We start from the raw sequence: 22,683 nt of genomic DNA, 5'->3' as shown, positions 1-22,683 counted from the left end.
CTCCACCTACATTGAACTGTATTTATCACGCAGTTGCTGACGAACAAACTCAGCCACTGTGTTGAAAATAAATGTGAATATGAATAGTACAAACGCTGCTAAGAATAGAATGCGATAATGCGAGCTGCCTACTTCTGACTCTGGCATTTCAACCGCGATATTCGCTGCAAGTGTTCGCATACCTTGGAAAATACTCCAGTCCATAATAGGCGTGTTACCTGTTGCCATAAGTACAATCATTGTTTCACCCACTGCACGGCCAAGACCCATCATCACTGCTGAGAAAATACCTGGGCTTGCAGTAAGAAGAACCACACGTACCAGTGTTTGCCATTGTGTTGCACCGAGTGCCAGTGAACCATTCGATAAATGTTTAGGAACACTGAACACCGCATCTTCTGCAATCGAGAAAATAGTGGGGATAACCGCAAAGCCCATCGCAATACCGACAACGAGCGAGTTACGTTGGTCGAATGTCATGCCTAATTCATTGGTGAGGTACTGACGAACATTACCATCGAATACCCATGATTCAATTGTGCCACTCATCGCAAATGACAACCAACCAATAAACAGCACAACCGGAATCAATAAGATTGAGTGCGAACCTTCAGGCACACGGTGACGAATAGAAGCTGGCAGCTTATTCCAACCAAATGCAGTCAGTAAGATACCAATCGGTAGTAACAGCAGTAAGCCCACAATCGCTGGTAAATGCTCTTCAATTAACGGCGCTAACCAAAGACCAGCTAAGAAACCCAAAATAACGGTCGGTAACGCTTCCATGATTTCAACGGTTGGCTTTACGACTTTACGCAGCTCACTCGACATGAAGTATGCGGTGTAGATAGCCGCAGATAAGGCAATTGGTACCGCAAATAACATCGCGTATAGTGCGGCTTTAATGGTACCGAATGAAATTGGCACTAACGAAAATTTAGACTCAAAATCATCACTCGCTGAAGTTGACTGCCAAATGTATGCAGGTTCAGGGTAACCTTCGTACCAAACCTCTTGCCATAATGCAGACCACGTTACTTCTGGGTGCTCATTATGGATTTCAATCACTTTCAATGCATCATCAGCAAGAATAAGTGCAGCATTTGAACGCGGCGCAATTGCGAAATTATCAATTGGGCCGTCACTGACTTTACCTTGCCACAGCTTTGCTTCACTGGTGGTGTAGTAAATGCCTAGTTCGCCATTGGCACCCGCAGTAAAGAAAGTGCGGCGATAGAATTCAGTGAAAATACTTAACTTTGATTGTTTACTGGTTTCAAACGCGCGAATTTTTTGAAACTCACGGCCTTCGTCGGTATTCACCTCAAACCACTGCGAAACTTCGCCATTATCATTGGCAAGCATCAATGAGTTTGCACCAGCAAGTAATTGCGTAGAAACAAGGTTTGCGTTTTCTTCGTTTGCAGCAAGTACTTGAATAAGCTCTACCTCAGACGGATAGCGCGTATCGTAAACATAAATTTGGTTAGCTGAGCGAATAAAGGTGCGCGTCGTATCTGGCGACATTAATAACTCATCAACACGGCCATCAATATCAAGCTCTGTGCGCTCAACGCTCCATTCAACTTCGCCAGTGAACATGTTCTCTTCAGCTAAAAAGCTGCTAAATAAAACACGTTTATCCGCAGTTAACGCAACCACCGCGGTTTTATCTTCGTAATGGCTAAATGCAAACTTCTTAATGGCAGCGCCTTGCTCATCAACTTCTAACGCCACTTTACCCAGAGGGTAATCTAAACGAGGCGTTAATTGACGCTCATTGTTAGGGAATGTGACCAAAAACTTCGGTACCACAACCATAACAGACCCGTTTTCAAGGCCATAAGCGTATTGCCCTTGAAAAGGAGCAGAGCTTGCAAAACTGCTTACATCACTGGGGAGTTCAGTGTTAAGAGTGGTGATTTTTTTACCGAAGTGTTGTTTTTCAACATTGTAAAAATCAACCGTGCCTTTTTCGCCTAGTAAAAAGGCAACTTCGGTTTGTTCTTCAATACCGAGCCCAACAATTTCTGACGCATTTTGTAGTTTGACACTGTTACGTGTCTCTACTTTTGCTGATTCAAAAATAGGTTGAACAACATAAAGAAGGTAAAAGAAAATTAGTAACAGCGCGACAAGCACCATTACACCACCTGCGGAAATACCCCACTTGGCAAACCGATCTTTAAATAGACGGCTTCTATCCGTATGAAAGGTCGGTTTATTCGGATTGGAAGTCATCAAAACACCCTTAAATCTTAACGTTGGGCGCATTATATTTCACCAAGATGACAGTATTGTTACAAACGTCATATTTCAGTGTAATAAAACAGGTATTTTAGATACGGGGTTTATCCCTAAAACATGACCAAAATACTACCAAAAACAATACTCTAAGAATGCCAAAGGAATTAAGCTAACAATTTGTTATCGCTAATTTTTTATTACTCTATGGAAAAAATTGGACAAACGTTAAATCAGCATTAATACTCAATGTGACTTATTTTTTTCAATAATAAGAATCATCTTAACCCAACGCCTCCTTCCTTTTTTGCATTTTTCAGAGGCTTTTTATAGAGAATTAAATATGAAGCAGTTAGTAATTACTATTTTAGGTCCCGATAAACCGGGCCTCGTCGAAGACATTTCAGCCACGATTTTAAGCCATCATGGCAATTGGTTAACCAGTAACTTAAGTCATTTAGCGGGTCATTTTGCGGGCATTATTGAAGCCGCAGTTCCTGAAGAACACTTGCAAGAATTGCAAGATGCGCTGCACAGCTTACCGCATTTAGAGGTAAGGATTGAGCGCGGCACTGATACCTTACCTGACGTGCCTTCTGAAGAAATTAATTTTGTGATCACCGGTAACGATAGACCAGGCATCGTGCAAGAGCTTGCCAGTGTCATTCGCCACAAAGGCGCTAACATTACGCATCTCAATTCAAAACAACAGAGTGCGCCAAATTGGGGAGTGCCTATTTTTAGCGCGGTGGCCACCGTTGCGCTACCAGTGGGGATGAACAAAGACGAAGTCATCAGTGCGCTTGAATCGATTACCACCGATCTTATTGTTGATATAGAAGATGCTTAATCAACGACTATAAGGGCACAAATAACCCTTGATACCTAACGACGTGTCACATTAGTGACACGTATGTCACATAACCGTCATCTGCATCCTCTATATTCTAACTAGCCAGAAACGTTGGAAAAACAGATGAACGCAAGTCACTCCTCTTCACACGCCGTCACTTACTTTGCCAAAGAGCTTAGTTGGCTGTCTTTTAATGAGCGCGTACTGCAAGAAGCAAAAGACAAGTCGAACCCAATCATCGAACGAATGCGCTTTTTAGGGATTTATTCAAACAACATGGACGAATTTTTCCGTGTGCGTGTCGCCGATGTTAAGCGTCGTATTCTACTTAACAAACTGCCTGATGCGAATTTTGAAGAAGACGAAATACTGTTACAGCAAATACAAAAAAAAGTACTGCAACTGGGTAAGAAATTTAATCAAATTCATAAGGATATTTTAGCCGACTTAAATGAGCACAATATTCATGTTGAATTACCCGAAAAGTTAAGCGAATTTCATTTAAACTGGCTAGAAAAATTCTTTCACGACAGTGTATTGCAACATATTTTGCCTATTTTGATCACAGAGAAAAAAGACTACTCCGATCAAATTAACGACACAATGACCTACTTTTTTGTCGAAATGAGTACGCAAAAAAGCCATTACGCAATGCTTGAAGTCCCTACCGACCGAGTGCCGCGTTTTATTATTTTGCCGCCAGAGAAAACCCGTCGCCATAAAACCATTGTGATGCTGGATGACATCATCGCTTATTTTATTCGCGATGTGTTTAGCAGCTTTTTTAGTTTTGATGATATTCAGTGCTATGCAATTAAATTAACCCGTGATGCTGAGTACAATCTAGATGATGAACTTGAAGAAGGGTTGCTCGATAAAATGTCGAAGGGGCTAAAACAGCGGATTTATGCAGAGCCTGTACGCCTTGTTTATGATGAAAGCATGCCCGATGACATGCTCAGTGTCATGAAAAAACGCCTCAATATAAGCCAACATGATGCGCTTATTCCTGCAGGACGCTATCGCAATTTTAGAGACTTTATCGCCTTTCCGAATGTGGGTCGCCAATACTTAGAAAATAAACCATTGCTGGCGTTAAAAAGTGCTGCATTTAATCAGTTTTCAAGTGTGTTTGACGCGATTTCAGCACACGATATTTTACTCTACTACCCCTATCACACCTTTAATCATTTATTAGAGTTTGTCCGCCAAGCTGCGTTTGACCCTGATGTTACGCAAATTAAAGTAAATATATATCGCGTTGCGAGCCAATCGCGCTTAGTGTCAACGCTGATTAATGCTGCAAAAAATGGCAAGCATGTCACAGTTATGGTTGAGTTAAAGGCGCGCTTTGACGAGCAAAATAATATTGAGTGGGCGAAAACGCTGAGTAATGCTGGGGTTAAAGTTATTTTTGGTATTCCCGCATTAAAAGTGCACAGTAAATTGTGCGTTATTCACCGTAAAGAAAAAAACACCGTCGTGAAGTATGCTCACATTGGGACGGGGAATTTCCATGAAAAAACCGCAAAAATTTATACCGACTTTAGCTTATTCACCAAACACGAGGGGATCACAGAAGAGTGTGACAGCGTGTTCAAATTTATTGAAAGTAGCTACCGACCTTTTCATTTTGAACATTTAATGATTTCGCCTGTCAATGCGCGCGAAACAATTATGGCGCTCATTGATGATGAAATCGCCCTCGTAGAGCGTGGAAAACAGGGCCGTATTACCTTAAAAGTGAATAATTTAGTTGATAAGCAGCTTGTCGATCACCTTTATTTTGCTGCAAGACGCGGTGTTAAAATACGTATTATCGTTCGCGGTATGTGCTCATTAGTCCCTACAACCACCAGTGCGCATGACAATATTCGTATCATAAGCATTGTTGACCGATTTTTAGAACATCCCAGAGTGATGGTGTTCCATAACAATGGTGATGAAAAAGTCTATATTTCCTCTGCCGATTGGATGACCCGAAATTTAGACCATCGTGTCGAAGTGGCCGTTCCTATTTTTGATGCAAAACTTAAGCAACTCATTATTGATATTCTTGAGCTACAGTTTAAAGACCGAACTAAAGCACGTTTGATCGACAGTGAGCAGAAAAATCACTATGTTCGCCGAGGTAATCGCAAGAAAATTCGCTCGCAAATTGCCATCTACGATCACTTAAAGAAATGGGAAAGTAACTATAATAATGAATGATTATCCTTCAATTGCTGCAGTAGATTTAGGCTCAAACAGTTTTCATTTAGTGGTCGCAAGAGAAGTCGATGGCTCTTTGCAAATACTCCATAAAGAAAAGCAGCGGGTTTATTTAGCAGATGGCTTAGATGATAAAAATCATTTGAGCCAAGCGGCAATCGAACGCGCTTTAGCTATCCTTAAGCAGTTTGCAGCCACATTACAGGACTTTCCACTTGAGAACGTTAAAGTTGCCGCCACGTATACACTAAGACGTGCCAAAAACATTCACTCGTTTTTAACCCAAGCCAGTGACGTTTTTCCATACCCGATTGAGGTCATTTCAGGACAAGAAGAAGCGCGCTTGATATACCAAGGCGTCGCACATTACATTCATCATGATAATAATCGCTTAGTCATTGATATCGGCGGTGGAAGCACCGAATTAATTATCGGTAAACACTTTAAGCATCGCTTACTTTCAAGCCGAAACATGGGGTGTGTCAGCTATACAAAGCAGTTTTTTGCTGATGGACAAATTAATGCCAAACGCTTCGCGAAAGCACAAATACGCGCAGAGCAAGAGCTTGAAGTTATCTTTGCGAACTACATCAACACAGGTTGGCAATCTGTCGTGGGGACATCGGGTACAATAAAATCAATTTTGGCAATGATTAATGCAAATGACGCAGAGCAAGAGCTGATTACTCTTGAAAGACTGCATGAGCTTAAAACGCAATTTATTGCCGCTAAACAGATTCAAAATTTACACATTGAAGGTTTAACACCTGAGCGACAAGAGAGTATTTGTGGTGGGCTCGCGATTTTAATTGCACTCTTTACGCTTTTCGACATCGATGCGATGCAATACAGTGACTTTTCACTGCGTGAAGGGCTCTTGCATGAAATGCAGCAAAAACTCGCACACAAAGATATTCGCACCAATACCATTCATAATTTAAGCGATCGCAATACCATCGACAAAGAACACGCAAACCGCGTATCTAGCACCGCTGAATGGTTTTTTGAACACGTTAAAACACCTTGGCAGCTCAGCCATCCCGATTTTTTAAATTTACTTAATTGGGCGGCACAGTTACATGAAATAGGGCTGGGCATAAACTCATCTGGTTTACATAAACACAGTGCTTATATTGTGGCAAATAGTCAGCTTCCGGGCTTTACACAGCAACAGCAAACGCTACTCAGCTGTATGATCCGCTTTTACCGTAAAAAGATTCGTTTAGACCAATTTCCCACTTTACACACAGTGCAACACCATCAAATTTTACAGCTGATCGTGATTTTGCGTCTTGCCGTGCTTTTAAATCAAAAACGCACACCAGATCAAGGCGTGTCGTTAACGGTAACGGCCAAGCAAAATAGCATGTTCTTAAAATTCAACGACACGTGGCTGAAGGAACATACTTTGCTTTTGGCCGATTTACAGCAAGAACAAAAATACCTTAAAAAAGTCGGCTTTTTGCTCGATTTTCATTAATGATACCGCTCTGCTTAATTAGTGGTCTATTTTGAGGCAATAAAACCGCGTTGATAACAAGGCTAAAATGTCGTTATTTAGTTGTTCTCGGCCATTGCTCTTGCATTGCATTGCTCTGCATCCATGCAGTCGTAAATCAGACATTTTTAACGCAGGTAGCAACTGGTTTAATCACCCAAAATGATTAAGTATTATTGCGGATTAATGGTATTACATATCCCTATGACGATTAGCACTTTGCATCATTTGCTTTAAGCCTTGATGCTCAAGTTCGAGTAAGCGCTCAAGCTTTTCAATCGTGTCTTGGGTTTCTGCTCGCGAAACAAGGTACTCGTATAAATCGATCACCTTTTTATGTTGAGTTGATAGGTAAACTTGAATGGCTGTTTCGTCTATTTGCTGATCAGTGCTGATGTCACTGAATGTGATCAGTTCAGGGTTGTCTGCAAAATATTCATAGCAGTAAGTATCAAGGGTGTTTATTTCGGTAATGGCTTTAAAGCCAACCAAATCTTCGGCGAGCTTTTTCTCATAGTTGAGATAATACTCCACCAGCATTTGATTATGTTCATCCAATAAGTCTTTTACACTATGGAAGTTGGCCGCCATTTGGGTGTGAAATAAAACGGTCCAATCATAAACCTGTTGTATTGTTTTAACTTGCATGTGCATTCCTTATTAAAGTCAATTTAATAAATAAATGCATAAATCAATCCAGATTAAAAACTCTTTTAAATCAATAAATAAACTGTGTTATGTGTAACCTGTACGCAAAAAGAGCGTACAAGTTACACACTGGCTGTAAAATTTATAGGTCTCGTTTACGCCAGATAAAATACAAAGCAGGTAGCACCAGTAAGGTCAGTACCACGGCACTGAACATCCCACCGACCATAGGCGCAGCAATTCGGCTCATTACCTCACTGCCGGTGCCAGTACCGTAAAGCACCGGTAACAAACCAATTATAATAGTGGCTACGGTCATCATCACAGGTCTAACCCTTAATCCTGCACCATTGATGATTGCTTGGCGAAGTTCAACGACACCAAAGTGCTCTGCTTGCTGTTTAGCCTCGAGATAAGCTTGGTTAAGATACACCAGCATGATCACCCCTATTTCTACGGCAACCCCTGCAAGCGCAATAAAACCAACCCCGACAGCAACAGAGAAGTTGAAACCTTCGATATACATCAGCCAAATACCACCAATCATCGCCAGAGGAAGTGTTAGCATGATCATCGCCACTTCAATAAAGCTTCTAAAGTTAAGGTATAACAGCACCACAATGATAGCGAGCGTTAGCGGTAGCACATAACTCAATTTAGCTTTAGCGCGCTCCATGTACTCGTATTGACCTGCCCACGTAATTGAGTAGCCAGCAGGCAACTCTAGCTGCTCATGCAGTGCCTTTTGGGCACGCTCAACATAGCTGCCGATATCACTGCCTTCAATATCAATTAAACTCCAGCCATTGATTCGCGCATTTTCGCTCTTTATCCCCGGAGGACCGTCTTCGATAAAGACATCAGCCACATCAGCCAGTGCAATTCGCTGCCCACTTGCAGTGACAATAGGCAGCAGCTTGAGCTCTTCTGGCGAATCACGGTAATCTTGTGGATAACGTAAATTAACCGGGTATCGCTCTTGTCCTTCAACCGTTTCGGTTACATTCATACCACCAATTGCAGTCGCCACAACCTGTTGTACATCGGCAATGTTAAGACCATAACGCGCAGCCTTGTCGCGATTGATATCCACTTTAATATAGCGCCCACCCGCTACTCGCTCTGAATACACAGACGCAGTACCCGGTAAGTCTTTTAATATCACTTCAATTTGCTCACCAATTTTCTGTATTTCACTCAGCTTAGGGCCCGCCACTTTAATACCCACTGGCGTTTTAATACCGGTGGCAAGCATATCGATACGCGTTTTAATCGGCATAACCCACGCATTCGTTAAGCCGGGGAACTTCACTAAGCTATCAAGCTCTTTTTTAAGCTTTTCGGTTGTCATTCCCTCACGCCATTGTGATTTAGGCTTAAGCTGAATAAAGGTTTCAATCATGGTGAGTGGCGCGGGATCAGTGGCTGTTTCAGCCCGCCCCACTTTACCAAAGACACTCTCGACTTCTGGCACACTGGCTATGAGTTTATCGGTCTGTTGTAAGAGTTCTCGGGCCTTACCGATTGAAATACCCGGATAGGTTGTGGGCATATACATTAAATCCCCCTCATCAAGCGGAGGAATAAACTCACTGCCAATCTTATTAACCGGATAAAAACCGACTACAGCCAAAATGATAGCCATCACTAGCGTGGTTTTTGGGGCTTTAAGAACCGCATTTAATAACGGTTTATAACTTGCCACAAGTAAACGGTTGACTGGGTTCTTTTGCTCAGAAATAACTTTTCCGCGAATAAAGTAACCCATTAACACCGGCACTAAGGTTATTGCTAAACCAGCGGAGGCTGCCATGGCATAGGTCTTGGTGTAAGCAAGCGGAGAGAACATACGCCCTTCTTGTGCTTCAAGAATAAACACCGGCATAAAGCTGACAGTAATAATTAATAAACTAAAGAATAATGCAGGGCCCACTTCTGAAGCCGAGTCCATCACCACTTGCCAACGGTTTTCGTCAGTAAGTGGGGTTTTTTCCATGTGCTTGTGCATGTTTTCGATCATAACAATCGCGCCATCCGTCATCGCGCCAATCGCAATCGCAATTCCCCCAAGTGACATGATATTGGCATTAATACCTTGCCAATACATAACCACAAATGCGGTTAATATGCCCATTGGTAAAGTAATAATTGCCACAATTGATGACCGAATGTGAAACAAGAACACCACACACACCAAGGCTACAACGATCAATTCTTCAATCAGTTTTGAGGTCAAATTATCCAGCGCTTTGGTGATTAAGTTAGAGCGGTCATAGACAGGCACAATTTCAACGCCCTCGGGTAAGCCTTTTTTCAAAGAGTCTAGCTTTTCTTTAACCTGTTTAATTGTGGCTTGTGCATTTTCACCAAAGCGCATCACAACAACGCCCCCAGCCACTTCGCCTTCACCATTAAGCTCAGCAATACCGCGGCGCATTTGCGGCCCTAATTTTATATCGGCAACATCGCGAAGCTGCAGCGGTGTGCCGTTGGCATTAGTCCCCAACGGGATAGCCTCTAAATCAGCCACACTTTTAATATAACCGGTGCTTGATACCATGTATTCCGCTTCGGCCATTTCAACAACAGAGGCACCTCGCTCTTGGTTACCTTGCTTAATTGCTGTTTGAATCAGGCTCAGGGGAATGCCATAAGCACGCAGTTTATCGGGGTCTACATTGACTTGGTATTGCTTAACCATGCCACCGACCGATGCAACTTCTGACACCCCTGGTACAGTTTGCAATTCAAACTTTAAAAACCAATCTTGTAAGCTACGTAGCTGACTAATATCGTGCTTTCCTGTTTTATCAACTAATGCATAAAGGTAAATCCAACCGACCCCTGTTGCATCGGGACCAAGCTCTGGTCGAGCCGACTCGGGTAAGCGAGCACTCACTTGACTTAAATACTCTTGCACCCGACTGCGTGCCCAGTATAAATCGGTGTCTTCATTAAATATGACGTAAACATACGAATCGCCAAAAAATGAAAAGCCTCTGACCGTTTGTGCCCCTGGTACCGAGAGCATAGCGGTGGTCATTGGAAACGTTACTTGGTCTTGCACGACTTGTGGCGCTTGCCCGGGGTAGGATGTTTTAACGATGACCTGTATGTCAGATAAATCAGGTAGCGCATCAACTGGCGTATTCTTCAAAGAAAAAATGCCAAAGCCTGCCAGCATGACGGACAGCAGTAATACAAAGAAACGATTACCGACTGACCAGCGAATGACTGCTGCAATCATTTCATCTCTCCTTGCATTAGATGGCTTAAGGTCATGATGTCAAAAATCATAAATTCACCCTCTACCAGCTTAAACGTGAAATGTACTTCGTCATTAGGCTGTAGGTGTGATAAATCGATACGCGGCGAAAAATGAAACTCCACGGTTGCCGCCTCACGGCCCCATTTTGGAATTGCTTCACGGCTGATCACCGCGGTTCTGGCTTTGCGATCAATACTGTTGATCACCCCATTGACCATGGCACTCTCGCTATCAGGCTCTTGCATACGCATAAAGTCAGAGCTTTTGCTTGATTCGGAGTCAATCAAGAATTGCGCTGATGTCACTACGTTATCGTCTTTTAGTAAGCCTGATAAAATTTCAATGTCGTGATTATCACTGCGCCCAATGGTCACAGCGACGGACTTAAAGCGCCCTTCACCTAAATCAACCACCACTCGGTCTTGGCTACCTGTGCGGATCACCGCCTCTTTCGCTATCACTATCTGTGGCTCTGTTGGCTTAGTCGTAATACTAACCTCAGCAAACATATTCGGTTTTAATAAGCCCTCATCATTCACAAACCGGAGGCGCACACGTAATGTCCGGTTTTTCTCATCGAGGGTAGGATAAATATAATCAACCTTGCCTTGCCATTGACGGCCCGGTAAATAATCTAAGGTCATTGTTACAGGCAAACCTTTACTGATAAGCCCAGCTTGGCGCTCGAACACTTCAGCTTCAACCCATACTTCTTCAAGGTGAGCAATACTCATCATGGTTGTGCCGGGCTTCACATAAAAGCCTTCTCGAATGTTTAGCTCATCCAGTACACCACTTTGCTTGGCATAAAAGGTGATGTTTTGTCTGACCTTCTGACTTTGCTCTAAGCGCTCAATAAAATCATTCGATACATTTAATGAGGCCAAACGCGCTTTGGCAGCACGAATAAGCACACTATTATTTCGCTTTAGGGCAAGTAATAACTCTTCTTGCGCATTCACCAACTGTGGAGAATACAAGGTATAGAGGGGTTCACCTTGCTTTACTTGATCACCCGCAGCTTTCACGAACAGCGTTTCAATCCAGCCTTCAACACGTGGATGAATATGCACTAATTGATCTTGGTCGTATTGCACGTAGCCCACGGTATCAACGGTAGTTTGCAGTGACTTAAAACGTACCGGTGCGGTTCTAACACCTAAATTGTTGACAACGGCAGGTGATATTCTAACTGTTCCGGGGCTGTCTTCGGCGCTGTTTTCTTCATATACAGGGACTAACTCCATGCCCATTGGCGACAATCCTGGCTCATCACGTCGGTAGTTGCTATCCATGGGAGCAACCCAATACAGAGGTTTCTTTTCTGCACTTGGCATAGCGGAATGATCAGCAGTAGAAAGCTGATTTACTACGGTTGCCAAAGCGGCACCCACTGCCAAAGCCACTCCTAATTTAACGGTATTATTCATGATGTGCTCCTTGGCTGTGTGCTGCATTAATTTGGCTGTCTTTTGCTGCTGCGTAATAATTTAAACGTGCCAGCGTAATTTGTGTGTCGATATCGATATTTAGGGCATCTATTTTTGCATTTAGCTCACTGATGCGAGCACGCATGACTTCTGAAAAGTCCCCATCATCATTGGTATATGCATTTAATGTGGCTTCGGCTTGCTCTGCCATTTGTGGTAAAAGCTGCTCGACATAAAGCGCTCGACGTTGGGCTAGGCGACTTAACTGGCTAAGCTCTTTAAAGTATTGACCTTGCAGTTTTTGTAACGTGATTAGCTTTGTGGTTTTAACTGCTTCAGCATTTGCAATAGCCGCATTGACTTGCTGATCTTGGCGGTTATCTGTAAATAATGGTAAATCAACACTGACCCCTATCGAGAATAAATCGGCGCGCGAACTTCCCATCGGCGTATCATCACGATAACCATAGCCAACATTCATACCAAACTGTGGCTTATAGGCTTCTTTTGCCACTTCGATTTGTGTGCTTTTTGCACGTAAGGCATGCTCAATAGCCACAACAGCAGGATGCCCCATAAGCACTTCGGTCACGCCTGTTGGTTGCATATTTTGGTATGGCATTAAAGTCGCCACATCACCATTATCACTGCTGACAGGACCACTTAGCATGTCAATTGGCAACCACTGTGCTAAGCGCTTTTTCGCACTATCGAATTGCTGCTCAAGCATCACCAATTTATCTTCTAAGCGTGTAAGCTCTAACTGAGCACGAATGATATCTTGCTGGCGCGTAGTCCCTAAAGAATTTGCATAGCTTGCTTCTGTGATATCAATCAATTGGTTGAATAGCGCTTTATCTCGGTTAATTAATTGGATACTTTGCTGAGCTCGGTAGGCATTTAACCATGCTTCAGTAACAATAGCCTTTACTTGCGCTTGTCGGTCAGCACGTTGCCATGGGTATTGCTCGGCCGATTGCCTTAACGCTTGCTGCTGTAATGCCAAGCTATCACCGCGGCTAAACTGTTGTGATAAACCCACTTTGAATTGCGTCATACCCTCTTGGTCAAAGGCAAAACCATCCGTCGGTAAATTCATTAGCCCTACCGTCAGAACAGGGTCTGGCAAGGTGCCTGCGGCAATACTTTGCGCTTCAATTGCCTCTTGCTGATATTTGTTTGCTTGTAGCCAAGGCTCATGCGTCAGTGCGTATTCAACCACGCCATTCAGTGTCAATGGATTAGACTGAACCATACTGGAAGTCGTTACTAATACACCAAGGCAAAATGCCTTTAAAAATTTGCTGTGAGTCATCACATGCTCCACTAAAATTCTAGAAAGTTAAAAAACAATAGAGTTAGGGGCAGAATGGGTTGTAAAGCAGCGCTTAGCTGAATTTTTGACAGACCTATCCTGCTTAAGCAGTAATAGGTGGGCGATATAAAGAACTTATAGGGTAGCTGCGTTGGCTAACATCAAACAAACGTACTTTTTCAGATTGTTTGTTAGCATTCATCACTGGGTTATTAAGAGGAAGGAGTGAATGCGCAGTACACGCATTAAATGGACACGCACAGTCGGCACTGTCCATGGTATCTTCATGACAACAGTCCATGTCAGACATGTCGTTATCATTGTCCATATCGGCATGATGATTCATAGCCATTGAAGCATGCGGCATGTCGCAGACCATTGACACAGACGCAACTGACTGACTCACAAATGTGAGCAGCATCATGGCTATTAACATATAGCTTGAAAGTCGCGTCATCAACATACCTTAAATATTAATCGTGTAAATTGTAGCCTGAAAATTACGCCAACTACAAGGGTTTCTCTATTTTTATACTGCTACTAGCGGCTATTGCAAATAAACAGTAGCCAGTAAAATACCAAAAACCCACCCCCAACTCTGCGTGCATTTTTATCAACTCCCCCATTTGACCATCGGCATTGCCTGCTAAATAAGCAACGATTAATGCAATGACAAACACATCAACCATACTCCATTTGCTGAGTTGCTGAATAAGCTGACCGAGTAACTGCTTAAATTTATTCACGGGAAGAAAACAATACAGTAACTGCATCAATAATTTTATTGCCGGGATAACAATCGAAAACACCGCAACGAGTACCGCTACTAAGTAGTTTTTATTGTTAGCAAGCTCGTTCACAGTGCCCCAAATACTGCGCGTTTTTTTGTACGCGTCTATTTCGCCTTCAAGCTTATCAAGACCTAACATACTGGAGGCCATCATCAATACGCTGCGCGTATTTCTGTCACCTTCATCTGCTAACATTTCAATGCCTGTTTTAGCTAACTTAGATTTATCTATTTTACCTTCTAACGTGAGAACGGGCTGAGTAACCCCTGGGACAAGTAAAGCGAGGGCAAAAATAATCGTCACAATTGGAAATATTGAACGCATGGTATAAAAACCTTATCCACTAACAGAGCGAACATAATAACCAACTCAATACCATTAGTCTGCAATTGATGACAAGGTCGTCAATACTTCATCTGCGTAAGCACGTGCGCTGTACATTGCTTTAAATACAACGTCCATGTGTGAAGCTGGCCGAATCATGGTTAAAAATGACCGCACGTCTTGCCATTGTTCTTCTTCGATTGCTTTAACAAGTCGCAGGCTAATACCTTGCATACCATTAAAGCTTAACAATGCACTGGAAAGTTCTGCGCCGAGTGAAAACTCTTTTGTAACTCTATCTAATTCCATATCGAGAATGGCATCAAGCACAGACAGCAATCCGACTAAATAACCTTGCTCTGATAGCTCTTTACCACCGGGTTCAAGCATCAGCGCAATAAACTTTGCACGTGTAAGCGCAAGCTTGGTTAATTCTTGTGGTTTATCATTCCCCAATTCACTTAATGCTAAAACACGGACAAACTGACGAATCGCATCTTCACCTAAGTAAATAACCGCTTGTGAGATTGATTTTATCGTTTGTTGTGAATTAGGTGAGCGTGCATTTACCAATCTTAAAATACGCGCTGTTAAACCAAGGTCTCGACCAACGCGTTGCTGCACCGCATCAAAGTCAATATCAGGCCTTGCTGTACAGCTTAGTAAATCAAGTACTGCCATTTTCGACGGTTCAACATTACCAAAGCTAAGCACTTCTGGCTTTGCAAAAAAGAAGCCTTGAAATAAATCACAACCCGCGTCTTTTAACTGTTTAAAGTCATCATAATTTTCGATGCGTTCAACGATTATGATTGCATCTGGATAACTGCGTTTTAGCTTTTTGATCATCATATTGGTTTTAATAATAGGATGCTCAACCTCTAACTTGATGAAGTCCATCAAAGGAAGTATGTCTTGCCATTTTTCAGTGCCATCATAGTCATCAAGGGCAAAAAAATAGCCCTCTTTTTTGAGCTGTTTAACACGTGTTACAACTTTTGGGATACTTGTCGTTCGCTCAACTATTTCGAGTACTGCACTGCTTGGTTGGAGCAGTCGCGGAAAATCATCAAGAATGGCATCGGTCGATAAATTAATAAACGCAGGTTGAAACCCTGTAAGCTTTTCAAGTCCCATTAACATCAATGCATTAAAAAAGAGTCGCCCGGTGGCTTGGCCATCACTGGTTCCTATCGGAAAAACATTATCGCTCGATTCTCTGTATAACAATTCATACGCATACACACTTCTATCAGCATTAAATATTGGCTGCCTGGCTATATACTGAGTCACGTTTTGACTTTTTTTACCTTCCATATTTAACTCTGACATATTACTTCTCACTAAATGTAACTAAAGCCACATTACAATTGTTATAAGTATAGTGAAAGATGTTTTCCTTGCTAAAAAAGAAAAACCCGACCAAACTAAATTTATGAATAACTTTAAACATAGTCCATTGCACTTAATTTTTTCGTTATTTTTCATAATTTTATACGGTGCTATTTTTAGCTCTGCGCATGCGGCATCGCCCCCTGCGTTAAAGTATAATATTACGGCCTCTGGAAGCTATTACCCATACTATATTGATGACGAAAACTCGCCCGGTATCCTGCCAGAAATCATCCAACATGTGCTAAGTCTGTCCAACATTGATGCACAACACATTGAATTGCCAGCCAAACGCACGGTTAAGTATCTTCATTTAGGCCACATCGATTTTGATGTAATCAGTCCTGAATGGCTCAGTGAGAAAGAGCGAGAAAATGACATGTTCCGCTATTCAGATAATTTATTTACCGTCGAAGAATACCTTGTTAGCTTGAGTAAAAATATCAACAAATGGCAAGATTTAGAGGCAATAAAAAAGCACCCTGTCGGCACGGTACTTGGCTATTACTATTATGATGATGAGCGCTTCACGCGCGTTGATTTTCACTCCGAAAAAGAGCTGGTTAAAGCATTACAACTCAACAGAATAGAGGTGGCAATTATTGATAAGCTCTCTGCGATATACTGGTCAAACTGGTTCAATATCAATACGCAGCTTGGCGCCCTTCATTCACAAGGTAATTTGAAAATTCGTATCCGAGCAGAACATCAGTCGCTCCTCAAGAATATAAATGCAGCTATTGAGCAACTTAAAAATAATGGCACGATTGATACCATCATCAATAAATACACAAAAAACATACCCCCACAATAATTAGGGATATTCCGCTTTGGGGCTACATTTGCTATACTGCGCGCTGTTTTTCTTGTTAACTTAAAAGAGCCTCCTATGAGCATTGAACAAGCCCTTATCGAACGCAGTAATAACCAATGTGAACTGTGCGCCGCAACAGAGAATTTATCTGTATACGAAGTCCCTCCTGTCACGGAAGCTCACTCTGATAAATGTATCTATGTCTGTCAGACTTGCAAAGACCAAATCGAAAATAACGCAGAATTAACTGCAACTCACTGGCATTGCCTAAATGACAGCATGTGGAGTCAAACGCCTGCCGTTCAAGTGGTGGCGTATCGTATGTTAAAACGTTTAGCGGCAGATAATGGCTGGGCACAAGATGCTCTAGACATGATTTACCTTGAAGAAGACACGCTAAAGTGGGCGCAAACAGCCCTTGCTGAAGATGATGACATTAAACATATCGACAGTAATGGCGTTGTGCTGCAAGCGGGCGATACAGTAACGCTAATCAAAGATCTCGATGTAAAAGGGAGCAGCCTCGTTGCTAAGCGCGGCACAGCCGTAAGAAATATTGGTTTAACCAGTAACCCTGAACACATTGAAGGACGTGTCGATGGGCAACGTATCGTTATTCTAACAAAATACGTGAAAAAATAATTTCTTATTAAAAATGGGCCTTGCGCCCACTTTGACTCAATTAAGCTATGATTAAGTCAGCGAACTTTATGCTAATACAATAATCTCAGTGTATAACACTAAAAACGCAAGGAAAATATCATGGCTTCGGATACCTTTTCATCTTTAAAACGTGCTTCACTTTGCAGCGTAATGATCTTAGGAAGCAGCTTAGTTCTTACCGGTTGTGGCGAAGACTCTGACGCGCCTCAAGCAGAGCAATCAACAATGAAAACGCTCAATACGCAAATTACTTATTTAGACCGTAGCATGCTGCCACCGGGCTCTGTATTGAAAGTGCAGTTAGCCGATGTATCAAAAATGGATGCAAAAGCAGACGTGATCAGCGAACAAGAAGTTGCGTTAAAAGGGGCGCCTCCTTATAACGTCGCACTTGAGTATGATGAAAGTAAAATTGCTGATCGCCATCGTTATAGCGTCGGCGCTCGAATCGAAAACCAAGGCAAGCTGTTATACATTAGCACCACTCACAACAACCCGTTTGCTGAAGGTGCTCAGAATGATGTGTATAAAGTGACGGTATCTAAAGTGTCGGCGAAAAAGCCCGATGTAACGTTAACTAATACATATTGGAAAGCAGTCACGATTAACGGTGAACCCGTTAAAGTAAAAACAAAAGAGCCTTTCATTCAATTTAAAGAAGATGGCTCAACGCATGGTTTCCTTGGCTGTAATAGCTTTTCAGGCAGCTATGACGTGAATAATCAATCACTCACCTTCAACCCATTAGCCAGCACTAAGAAGATGTGTATCGAGCAAATGGATATTGAAGCTGCAATGTCTGCTCTACTCACTGCGACAGCGCAATTTTCAATTAATGGTGAGCAGCTTACGCTATTAGATGGCAGCAGCGAACCCCTTGCTACATTTGCAGCAACCTATATGAATTAAAGACAGTTAACACGAAAACGCCCCGCAATTGCGGGGCGTTTTTTATTTATACCCTTTATTAAATAGGCACATTGTTGCAGCATTACTCTTCAACTAATTGCTCACTGCGATAAAAGCCACTACTGTCACTTAATACAGAAACAAGCTCAGGTAAAATCGCGTCCATCGTCTGTTTTAGTTTCCATGGTGGGTTGATCACTATCATGCCTGAGGCCGTCATACCATGTACCTCAGTATCTGCTTCGGTGGCTAACTCAAACAATTGAATATTACGCATGCCAGATGCGATTAAACCTGCTTCCATTTTATCTATGCGCTCACGATCAACGACCGGATACCAAATCATGTACGTACCCGTTGCAAAGCGTTTGTGCGCTTTAACGAGGGTTTTTACCACCGTGTCATAGTCATCTTTAATTTCGTATGGAGGGTCAATCAGCACACATGCACGACGCGATGGCGGTGGCAGCAGACCAACTAACCCTTGAAAACCATTTTCGCCACGCACACGGATAGAGCGTTTACCTATCATATTCTGCTTAAGTAATGCTAAGTCGCGAGGATGTAACTCAAAAAACCAGCCATTATCTTGGCGACGCAAAAAGTGTTCAGCAATTTTTGGCGAGCCAGGATAGAAATCTAATTCGCCATTCTGGTTAAACGATTTAATCAGCTCAATATATTCAGTTAACGGTGCATGCTCACTCTGGTGCTGCCAAAGCTTTGCTATGCCATCTAAATACTCTTGTGTTTTTTGTGCATCACTGCCCGCTAGTTCAAAAAAGCCCGCCCCCGAATGGGTATCAATATAATCGAGTGGCTTATCTTTAATTGTTTGGTATTTAAGAACTTCAGCTAAAACCAGATGTTTAAGCACATCAGCAGGATTGCCTGCATGAAAAGAGTGTCGGTAACTAAGCATATTTATAAATCGCTAAATGCAGTGCTGCATGAAAAATAGATGAAGATATTGTACATGATAAATAGTGAATAATCCTAAAATCTAAGCGCAGAGTGAACCATAAATGAATAAAAATGCAGCTACGCTGAATTACACCTTAATTTTAAATAAAAATACGCTAAAACAGGCGTAAATGCTGGCATATCAACACACTTTCCTTTACATTTGCATGACAATAATCACAGTTTTATGAGCGCATTTATGAATAACGAAACCCTTTCCCAACTCGAACAACTGATCGACAAATTAATCCACCGAAACAGCGAACTTGAAAGCGAAGTGAAAAGCTTAAAAGATCAAACTGCAAAATTAATAGACGAGAACGAAACGCTTCAACTTGAAGTACTCGATAGCGAAGAAAAACAAAAAGAAGCAAGCAGCACATTAACTGGCCTGCTTGAGAAATTACAAAGCGTACATCAGGCTAGCTAATGAGCAGCCCACAAAGTCAGCGGGTCACCGTAGAGCTACTAGGTAAAGAACATGAGTTCTCTTGCCCACCGGGTCAAGAGAACGCCCTAGTTGCTGCTGCACAACATTTGAATGACTTAGTGGACCAAATGAAACAACGCTCTTCTGTTCGTAATGAACAAAAAGCGTTATTAATGGCTGCGCTGCACTTAAGCCATGAATTGCTCGAAGCACAATCGCAACAAGCAAAACAAGAGCAACAGCATGACTCTTTAATCGATAAACTTAGCCAGTACTTAGACCAAACTCACTCGACTTAATACGCCGTGAGTAGTATTGGTTATATAAAAAGCGCATCTTGCGCTTTTTTTGTTTACAATGCTCAACCTGAATAATAACCGAGCAAATTAGAATGCGCATATATGCTTTATCAATGTGGGCTTTTTTAGCGCTACTAACAGCAAGTTTCTCATCTAAAGCCAAGGTTACATGGCAGACTATCAGCCCTGAGATTCAATTTTTACAACAACAGGCATCGCTGCGCTTTTACGATTCAAATCAGATCCTTATTGAAGGTAAAACGTGTGCACTTATGTTTGATGCCAGCGGTGATTTTGCCGCGGTTGAGCAACTCGCACAGCGTTTGAAAAAGCGCTTAAAAACACCTTTATGCTACTTGGTTGCGAGTCATTATCATGATGACCACTTGCTGGGTCTTGCAGTGTTACAAGCCACGTTCCCTGATGCAAAATTGATTGTTCATCAGCAACTAGCGAATGAATTCACCCACTATCAAAAAGCCTTAAACGATAAACTTGATGGCTATGAAAAAAGCATAGAACTAAGTTATCAACGTTTAGCAAGCCAACCACAAGAACAACAAGCCGTTTGGCGAGAAAAACTATCACTTGCTAAAAAACGCCTGTTTCGTTGGCGCGAATTAACACTCAATCCCCCCGCAATCCGTATTGCTAAAGAAACGCATCTCGACCTTGGTGATTACCCGATTACTGTTATGCCGTATCAAGCACACACGCATGGCGACTTAGTATTAACAGCCGATCATGGCCGGGTATTACTTGGTGGAGATATAACCGATTGGTTACCTTACCCAGGGCATGGGCAAATAGATAATTGGCTCGCAGCGTTAACTGAGATTCAACAAAATAGTGCTATCACAACAATTTTACCGGGTCATGGTGCACAACTAACTCCTGCAGAACTTAATCAGCCGAAAACATTTTTATCTGCTATTTTGACACTTGCAAATGCACAGCCCGAAAAGCCTATTGGTGAGTTAATTCCCCTGTTTCCTGAGCAAATAAAACAAGACTATCACCTTGATGAAGTCGGTCAACGCGCTTTTGTCATGTTTCTAGAAGCTGGACTTAAGCAGGCCAAATCGTCAAAATAGCGCTAAAATAGTAAAGGGATTTTATTACATGGCTTTAATGCGTTTGAAATATTTACTATTGCTGAGTTTTTTTATTGGCCTACAAGGATGCCAAACAACTCAGCAAGATACACAACAAGAGCAACAGGCTCGGCCAGAGATTTTTAGCCATTTCAAGCCTGATTTAAGCTTACAAACACAGCCGACTGAGCAACCTGTTGCTACAGCCGATAAGACTGCTGAACCTGTAAAACTTCAACCTTATAAAGATACGCCACTCGCTAAACCGCGAGCGACTGATTTGTGGCAACACATTGCAAATAATCTATCGTTGGTATTTCAAACCAATAAGCATACGACAGCCCGGATAAAGTGGTACTTAAAGCAACCAGCCTACCTTGAAAAAGTGAACCGACGCGCTGCACCGTATCTTTACCATATCGTCAAACGTGTCGAAAAACAGAATTTACCGATGGAACTTGCATTACTCCCCTTTGTAGAGAGTGACTTTAGACCCACTATTCAATCATCAGAGCAAGCTGTGGGGATATGGCAGTTAGTCGGGGCAACTGCCTATCACTTTGGCGTGCAGAGCGACCAATGGTACGACGGCCGCCAAGATATTCTCGCCTCAACCGATGCTGCCTTAGCGTACCTCAGTTATTTGCACAAACGCTTTGATGGCGATTGGTTACACGCAATCGCGGCCTATAACAGTGGTGAAGGGCGTGTTAAGAAAGCCATCGAGAAGAATAAAAAACTCGGTAAGAAAACCGATTATTGGTCGCTGTCATTACCAAAAGAAACTGCTGAGTATATCCCTAAATTATTAGCACTCAGCCACTTAATCAGACACCCTGAAAAAGGCCTAAAACGCCCAAAACTCGCTAATAAACCGCTCACAACGGAGTTTAATGTCGGCCAGCAATTTGATTTTTCGGTAATTGCGAGTTTATCTGGGATTGGGCGTAGCCAATTACATAAACTAAACCCTGGCTATTTAAAGAATCAAAGCTCTCCTAATGGCCCCCACACGCTGATATTACCAATAGAGCAGCGTACTTTATTACAGAGTAAACTATTTCGTAACAACTTTATTGGCGAGTACACCGTTCAAAAGGACGATACGCTTTATCGCATCGCAAGACGTTTTAATATGCCTATAAGCCAATTAAAAATGCTCAATAATAAAACCTCGAATCTCATTAAAGTGGGTGAGCAATTGCGCCTAAGTAAACCTCAAACGATGCCTGGATCGTTAATAGTTGATTACAATATCAGCCCGTATTTAGAGCAACAAGAAGACGTTGTTTCAACTGTTGCTGTCGATTATCAAGTAAAGCCGGGGGATTCTATTTGGAGCATTAGTCAGCTTTTTGATGTCCCTCATAAAGACGTGGCTATTTGGAATAAACTCAGCGCATCTAGCCTACTAAAACCAGGCACCATACTAACTTTGCATATTCCTCAAGCAAAGCCACCAGCCCCTCAAACATCAGCCAGCGAGGCTATGCTGTCGGGTATTGAAAGCTCTTTGAAAAAGCCTTGATTGCTGTGT

19 protein-coding genes are annotated in these 22,683 nt (G+C 42.3%); 10 read left to right on the top strand and 9 right to left on the bottom strand.

Annotation, left to right across the window (positions count from 1 at the left end):
* Positions 1 to 6: 6 nt before the first annotated feature.
* The gene (locus JIG41_RS00895) at positions 7 to 2,241 is read right to left on the bottom strand and encodes an ABC transporter permease subunit (protein WP_065979566.1); all 2,235 of its coding nucleotides are present in this window, start codon (positions 2,239 to 2,241) and stop codon (positions 7 to 9) included.
* A gap of 346 nt (positions 2,242 to 2,587) precedes the next feature.
* On the opposite strand from JIG41_RS00895, the gene JIG41_RS00890 reads away from it, so the two are divergent.
* From JIG41_RS00890 to ppx, 3 genes are all read left to right on the top strand, one after another.
* Positions 2,588 to 3,094, top strand: a complete 507-nt coding sequence (locus JIG41_RS00890) for a glycine cleavage system protein R (protein WP_036973316.1) — start codon at positions 2,588 to 2,590, stop codon at positions 3,092 to 3,094.
* Positions 3,095 to 3,220: 126 nt separating this feature from the next.
* Positions 3,221 to 5,308, top strand: a complete 2,088-nt coding sequence (ppk1, locus tag JIG41_RS00885) for a polyphosphate kinase 1 (protein WP_199524120.1) — start codon at positions 3,221 to 3,223, stop codon at positions 5,306 to 5,308.
* Entirely contained in the window at positions 5,301 to 6,788 is a 1,488-nt protein-coding gene (gene ppx / locus JIG41_RS00880) for an exopolyphosphatase (protein WP_075594512.1), read from the top strand. Before ppk1 ends, ppx begins: the two co-directional genes overlap by 8 nt.
* Before the next feature lie 210 nt (positions 6,789 to 6,998).
* Here the strand turns inward: ppx and JIG41_RS00875 are convergent, their stop codons facing one another.
* From JIG41_RS00875 to JIG41_RS00845, 7 genes are all read right to left on the bottom strand, one after another.
* On the bottom strand, positions 6,999 to 7,454 hold the full coding sequence (locus JIG41_RS00875; protein WP_036973319.1) for a hypothetical protein: 456 nt from the start codon (positions 7,452 to 7,454) through the stop codon (positions 6,999 to 7,001).
* Between the two features lie 142 nt (positions 7,455 to 7,596).
* The gene (locus JIG41_RS00870; RefSeq protein ID WP_199524119.1) at positions 7,597 to 10,701 is read right to left on the bottom strand and encodes an efflux RND transporter permease subunit; all 3,105 of its coding nucleotides are present in this window, start codon (positions 10,699 to 10,701) and stop codon (positions 7,597 to 7,599) included.
* Entirely contained in the window at positions 10,698 to 12,152 is a 1,455-nt protein-coding gene (locus JIG41_RS00865) for an efflux RND transporter periplasmic adaptor subunit (RefSeq protein ID WP_199524118.1), read from the bottom strand. The genes JIG41_RS00870 and JIG41_RS00865 overlap by 4 nt, the downstream gene beginning before the upstream one ends.
* On the bottom strand, positions 12,145 to 13,467 hold the full coding sequence (locus JIG41_RS00860) for a TolC family protein (RefSeq protein WP_199524117.1): 1,323 nt from the start codon (positions 13,465 to 13,467) through the stop codon (positions 12,145 to 12,147). Before JIG41_RS00860 ends, JIG41_RS00865 begins: the two co-directional genes overlap by 8 nt.
* Positions 13,468 to 13,570: 103 nt before the next feature.
* Positions 13,571 to 13,924, bottom strand: a complete 354-nt coding sequence (locus tag JIG41_RS00855; protein WP_199524116.1) for a hypothetical protein — start codon at positions 13,922 to 13,924, stop codon at positions 13,571 to 13,573.
* 52 nt (positions 13,925 to 13,976) lie between these two features.
* Positions 13,977 to 14,582: a paraquat-inducible protein A gene (locus JIG41_RS00850; RefSeq protein ID WP_036973324.1), complete on the bottom strand. Its 606-nt coding sequence runs from the start codon at positions 14,580 to 14,582 to the stop codon at positions 13,977 to 13,979.
* Positions 14,583 to 14,636: 54 nt separating this feature from the next.
* The gene (locus tag JIG41_RS00845) at positions 14,637 to 15,914 is read right to left on the bottom strand and encodes an EAL and HDOD domain-containing protein (RefSeq protein WP_065979574.1); all 1,278 of its coding nucleotides are present in this window, start codon (positions 15,912 to 15,914) and stop codon (positions 14,637 to 14,639) included.
* A gap of 103 nt (positions 15,915 to 16,017) precedes the next feature.
* Between JIG41_RS00845 and JIG41_RS00840 the strand changes: the two genes are divergently transcribed.
* The 3 genes from JIG41_RS00840 to JIG41_RS00830 all read left to right on the top strand — a co-directional run bounded on the left by JIG41_RS00840 (position 16,018) and on the right by JIG41_RS00830 (position 18,360).
* On the top strand, positions 16,018 to 16,788 hold the full coding sequence (locus JIG41_RS00840) for an ABC transporter substrate-binding protein (protein WP_065979580.1): 771 nt from the start codon (positions 16,018 to 16,020) through the stop codon (positions 16,786 to 16,788).
* A gap of 75 nt (positions 16,789 to 16,863) precedes the next feature.
* Positions 16,864 to 17,430, top strand: coding sequence for an alkylphosphonate utilization protein (locus tag JIG41_RS00835; RefSeq protein ID WP_036973325.1), 567 nt, complete (start codon positions 16,864 to 16,866; stop codon positions 17,428 to 17,430).
* Positions 17,431 to 17,550: 120 nt separating this feature from the next.
* Positions 17,551 to 18,360, top strand: coding sequence for an META domain-containing protein (locus tag JIG41_RS00830; RefSeq protein ID WP_199524115.1), 810 nt, complete (start codon positions 17,551 to 17,553; stop codon positions 18,358 to 18,360).
* Between the two features lie 82 nt (positions 18,361 to 18,442).
* On the opposite strand, the gene JIG41_RS00825 is transcribed toward JIG41_RS00830, so the two are convergent.
* Positions 18,443 to 19,282 (bottom strand): 23S rRNA (adenine(2030)-N(6))-methyltransferase RlmJ, encoded by an 840-nt coding sequence (locus tag JIG41_RS00825; RefSeq protein ID WP_036973327.1) that lies wholly within the window; start codon positions 19,280 to 19,282, stop codon positions 18,443 to 18,445.
* Positions 19,283 to 19,522: 240 nt separating this feature from the next.
* Between JIG41_RS00825 and zapB the strand changes: the two genes are divergently transcribed.
* The 4 genes from zapB (at position 19,523) to JIG41_RS00805 (ending at position 22,674) form a co-directional block, all read left to right on the top strand.
* Positions 19,523 to 19,753: a cell division protein ZapB gene (gene zapB / locus JIG41_RS00820; protein ID WP_036973328.1), complete on the top strand. Its 231-nt coding sequence runs from the start codon at positions 19,523 to 19,525 to the stop codon at positions 19,751 to 19,753.
* Positions 19,753 to 20,052, top strand: a complete 300-nt coding sequence (locus JIG41_RS00815) for a cell division protein ZapA (RefSeq protein WP_065979385.1) — start codon at positions 19,753 to 19,755, stop codon at positions 20,050 to 20,052. Before zapB ends, JIG41_RS00815 begins: the two co-directional genes overlap by 1 nt.
* Positions 20,053 to 20,144: 92 nt before the next feature.
* Entirely contained in the window at positions 20,145 to 21,146 is a 1,002-nt protein-coding gene (locus tag JIG41_RS00810) for an MBL fold metallo-hydrolase (RefSeq protein WP_199524114.1), read from the top strand.
* Positions 21,147 to 21,174: 28 nt separating this feature from the next.
* The gene (locus JIG41_RS00805) at positions 21,175 to 22,674 is read left to right on the top strand and encodes a transglycosylase SLT domain-containing protein (RefSeq protein ID WP_176714558.1); all 1,500 of its coding nucleotides are present in this window, start codon (positions 21,175 to 21,177) and stop codon (positions 22,672 to 22,674) included.
* The last annotated feature ends 9 nt before the right edge of the window (positions 22,675 to 22,683 follow it).

Origin of the sequence: Pseudoalteromonas sp. bablab_jr011 (assembly GCF_016464045.1) — a bacterium.
Lineage (GTDB): Bacteria > Pseudomonadota > Gammaproteobacteria > Enterobacterales > Alteromonadaceae > Pseudoalteromonas > Pseudoalteromonas lipolytica.
This window is presented reverse-complemented; position numbering and strand designations above follow the sequence as displayed.

Excerpts from the sequence above, each read along its gene's own strand:
- JIG41_RS00895 (WP_065979566.1), bottom strand. The coding sequence starts at position 2,241 with ATGACTTCCAATCCGAATAAACCGACCTTTCATACGGATAGAAGCCGT.
- JIG41_RS00890 (WP_036973316.1), top strand. The coding sequence starts at position 2,588 with ATGAAGCAGTTAGTAATTACTATTTTAGGTCCCGATAAACCGGGCCTC.
- ppk1 (WP_199524120.1), top strand. The coding sequence starts at position 3,221 with ATGAACGCAAGTCACTCCTCTTCACACGCCGTCACTTACTTTGCCAAA.
- ppx (WP_075594512.1), top strand. The coding sequence starts at position 5,301 with ATGAATGATTATCCTTCAATTGCTGCAGTAGATTTAGGCTCAAACAGT.
- JIG41_RS00875 (WP_036973319.1), bottom strand. The coding sequence starts at position 7,454 with ATGCAAGTTAAAACAATACAACAGGTTTATGATTGGACCGTTTTATTT.
- JIG41_RS00870 (WP_199524119.1), bottom strand. The coding sequence starts at position 10,701 with ATGATTGCAGCAGTCATTCGCTGGTCAGTCGGTAATCGTTTCTTTGTA.
- JIG41_RS00865 (WP_199524118.1), bottom strand. The coding sequence starts at position 12,152 with ATGAATAATACCGTTAAATTAGGAGTGGCTTTGGCAGTGGGTGCCGCT.
- JIG41_RS00860 (WP_199524117.1), bottom strand. The coding sequence starts at position 13,467 with ATGACTCACAGCAAATTTTTAAAGGCATTTTGCCTTGGTGTATTAGTA.
- JIG41_RS00855 (WP_199524116.1), bottom strand. The coding sequence starts at position 13,924 with ATGACGCGACTTTCAAGCTATATGTTAATAGCCATGATGCTGCTCACA.
- JIG41_RS00850 (WP_036973324.1), bottom strand. The coding sequence starts at position 14,582 with ATGCGTTCAATATTTCCAATTGTGACGATTATTTTTGCCCTCGCTTTA.
- JIG41_RS00845 (WP_065979574.1), bottom strand. The coding sequence starts at position 15,914 with ATGTCAGAGTTAAATATGGAAGGTAAAAAAAGTCAAAACGTGACTCAG.
- JIG41_RS00840 (WP_065979580.1), top strand. The coding sequence starts at position 16,018 with ATGAATAACTTTAAACATAGTCCATTGCACTTAATTTTTTCGTTATTT.
- JIG41_RS00835 (WP_036973325.1), top strand. The coding sequence starts at position 16,864 with ATGAGCATTGAACAAGCCCTTATCGAACGCAGTAATAACCAATGTGAA.
- JIG41_RS00830 (WP_199524115.1), top strand. The coding sequence starts at position 17,551 with ATGGCTTCGGATACCTTTTCATCTTTAAAACGTGCTTCACTTTGCAGC.
- JIG41_RS00825 (WP_036973327.1), bottom strand. The coding sequence starts at position 19,282 with ATGCTTAGTTACCGACACTCTTTTCATGCAGGCAATCCTGCTGATGTG.
- zapB (WP_036973328.1), top strand. The coding sequence starts at position 19,523 with ATGAATAACGAAACCCTTTCCCAACTCGAACAACTGATCGACAAATTA.
- JIG41_RS00815 (WP_065979385.1), top strand. The coding sequence starts at position 19,753 with ATGAGCAGCCCACAAAGTCAGCGGGTCACCGTAGAGCTACTAGGTAAA.
- JIG41_RS00810 (WP_199524114.1), top strand. The coding sequence starts at position 20,145 with ATGCGCATATATGCTTTATCAATGTGGGCTTTTTTAGCGCTACTAACA.
- JIG41_RS00805 (WP_176714558.1), top strand. The coding sequence starts at position 21,175 with ATGGCTTTAATGCGTTTGAAATATTTACTATTGCTGAGTTTTTTTATT.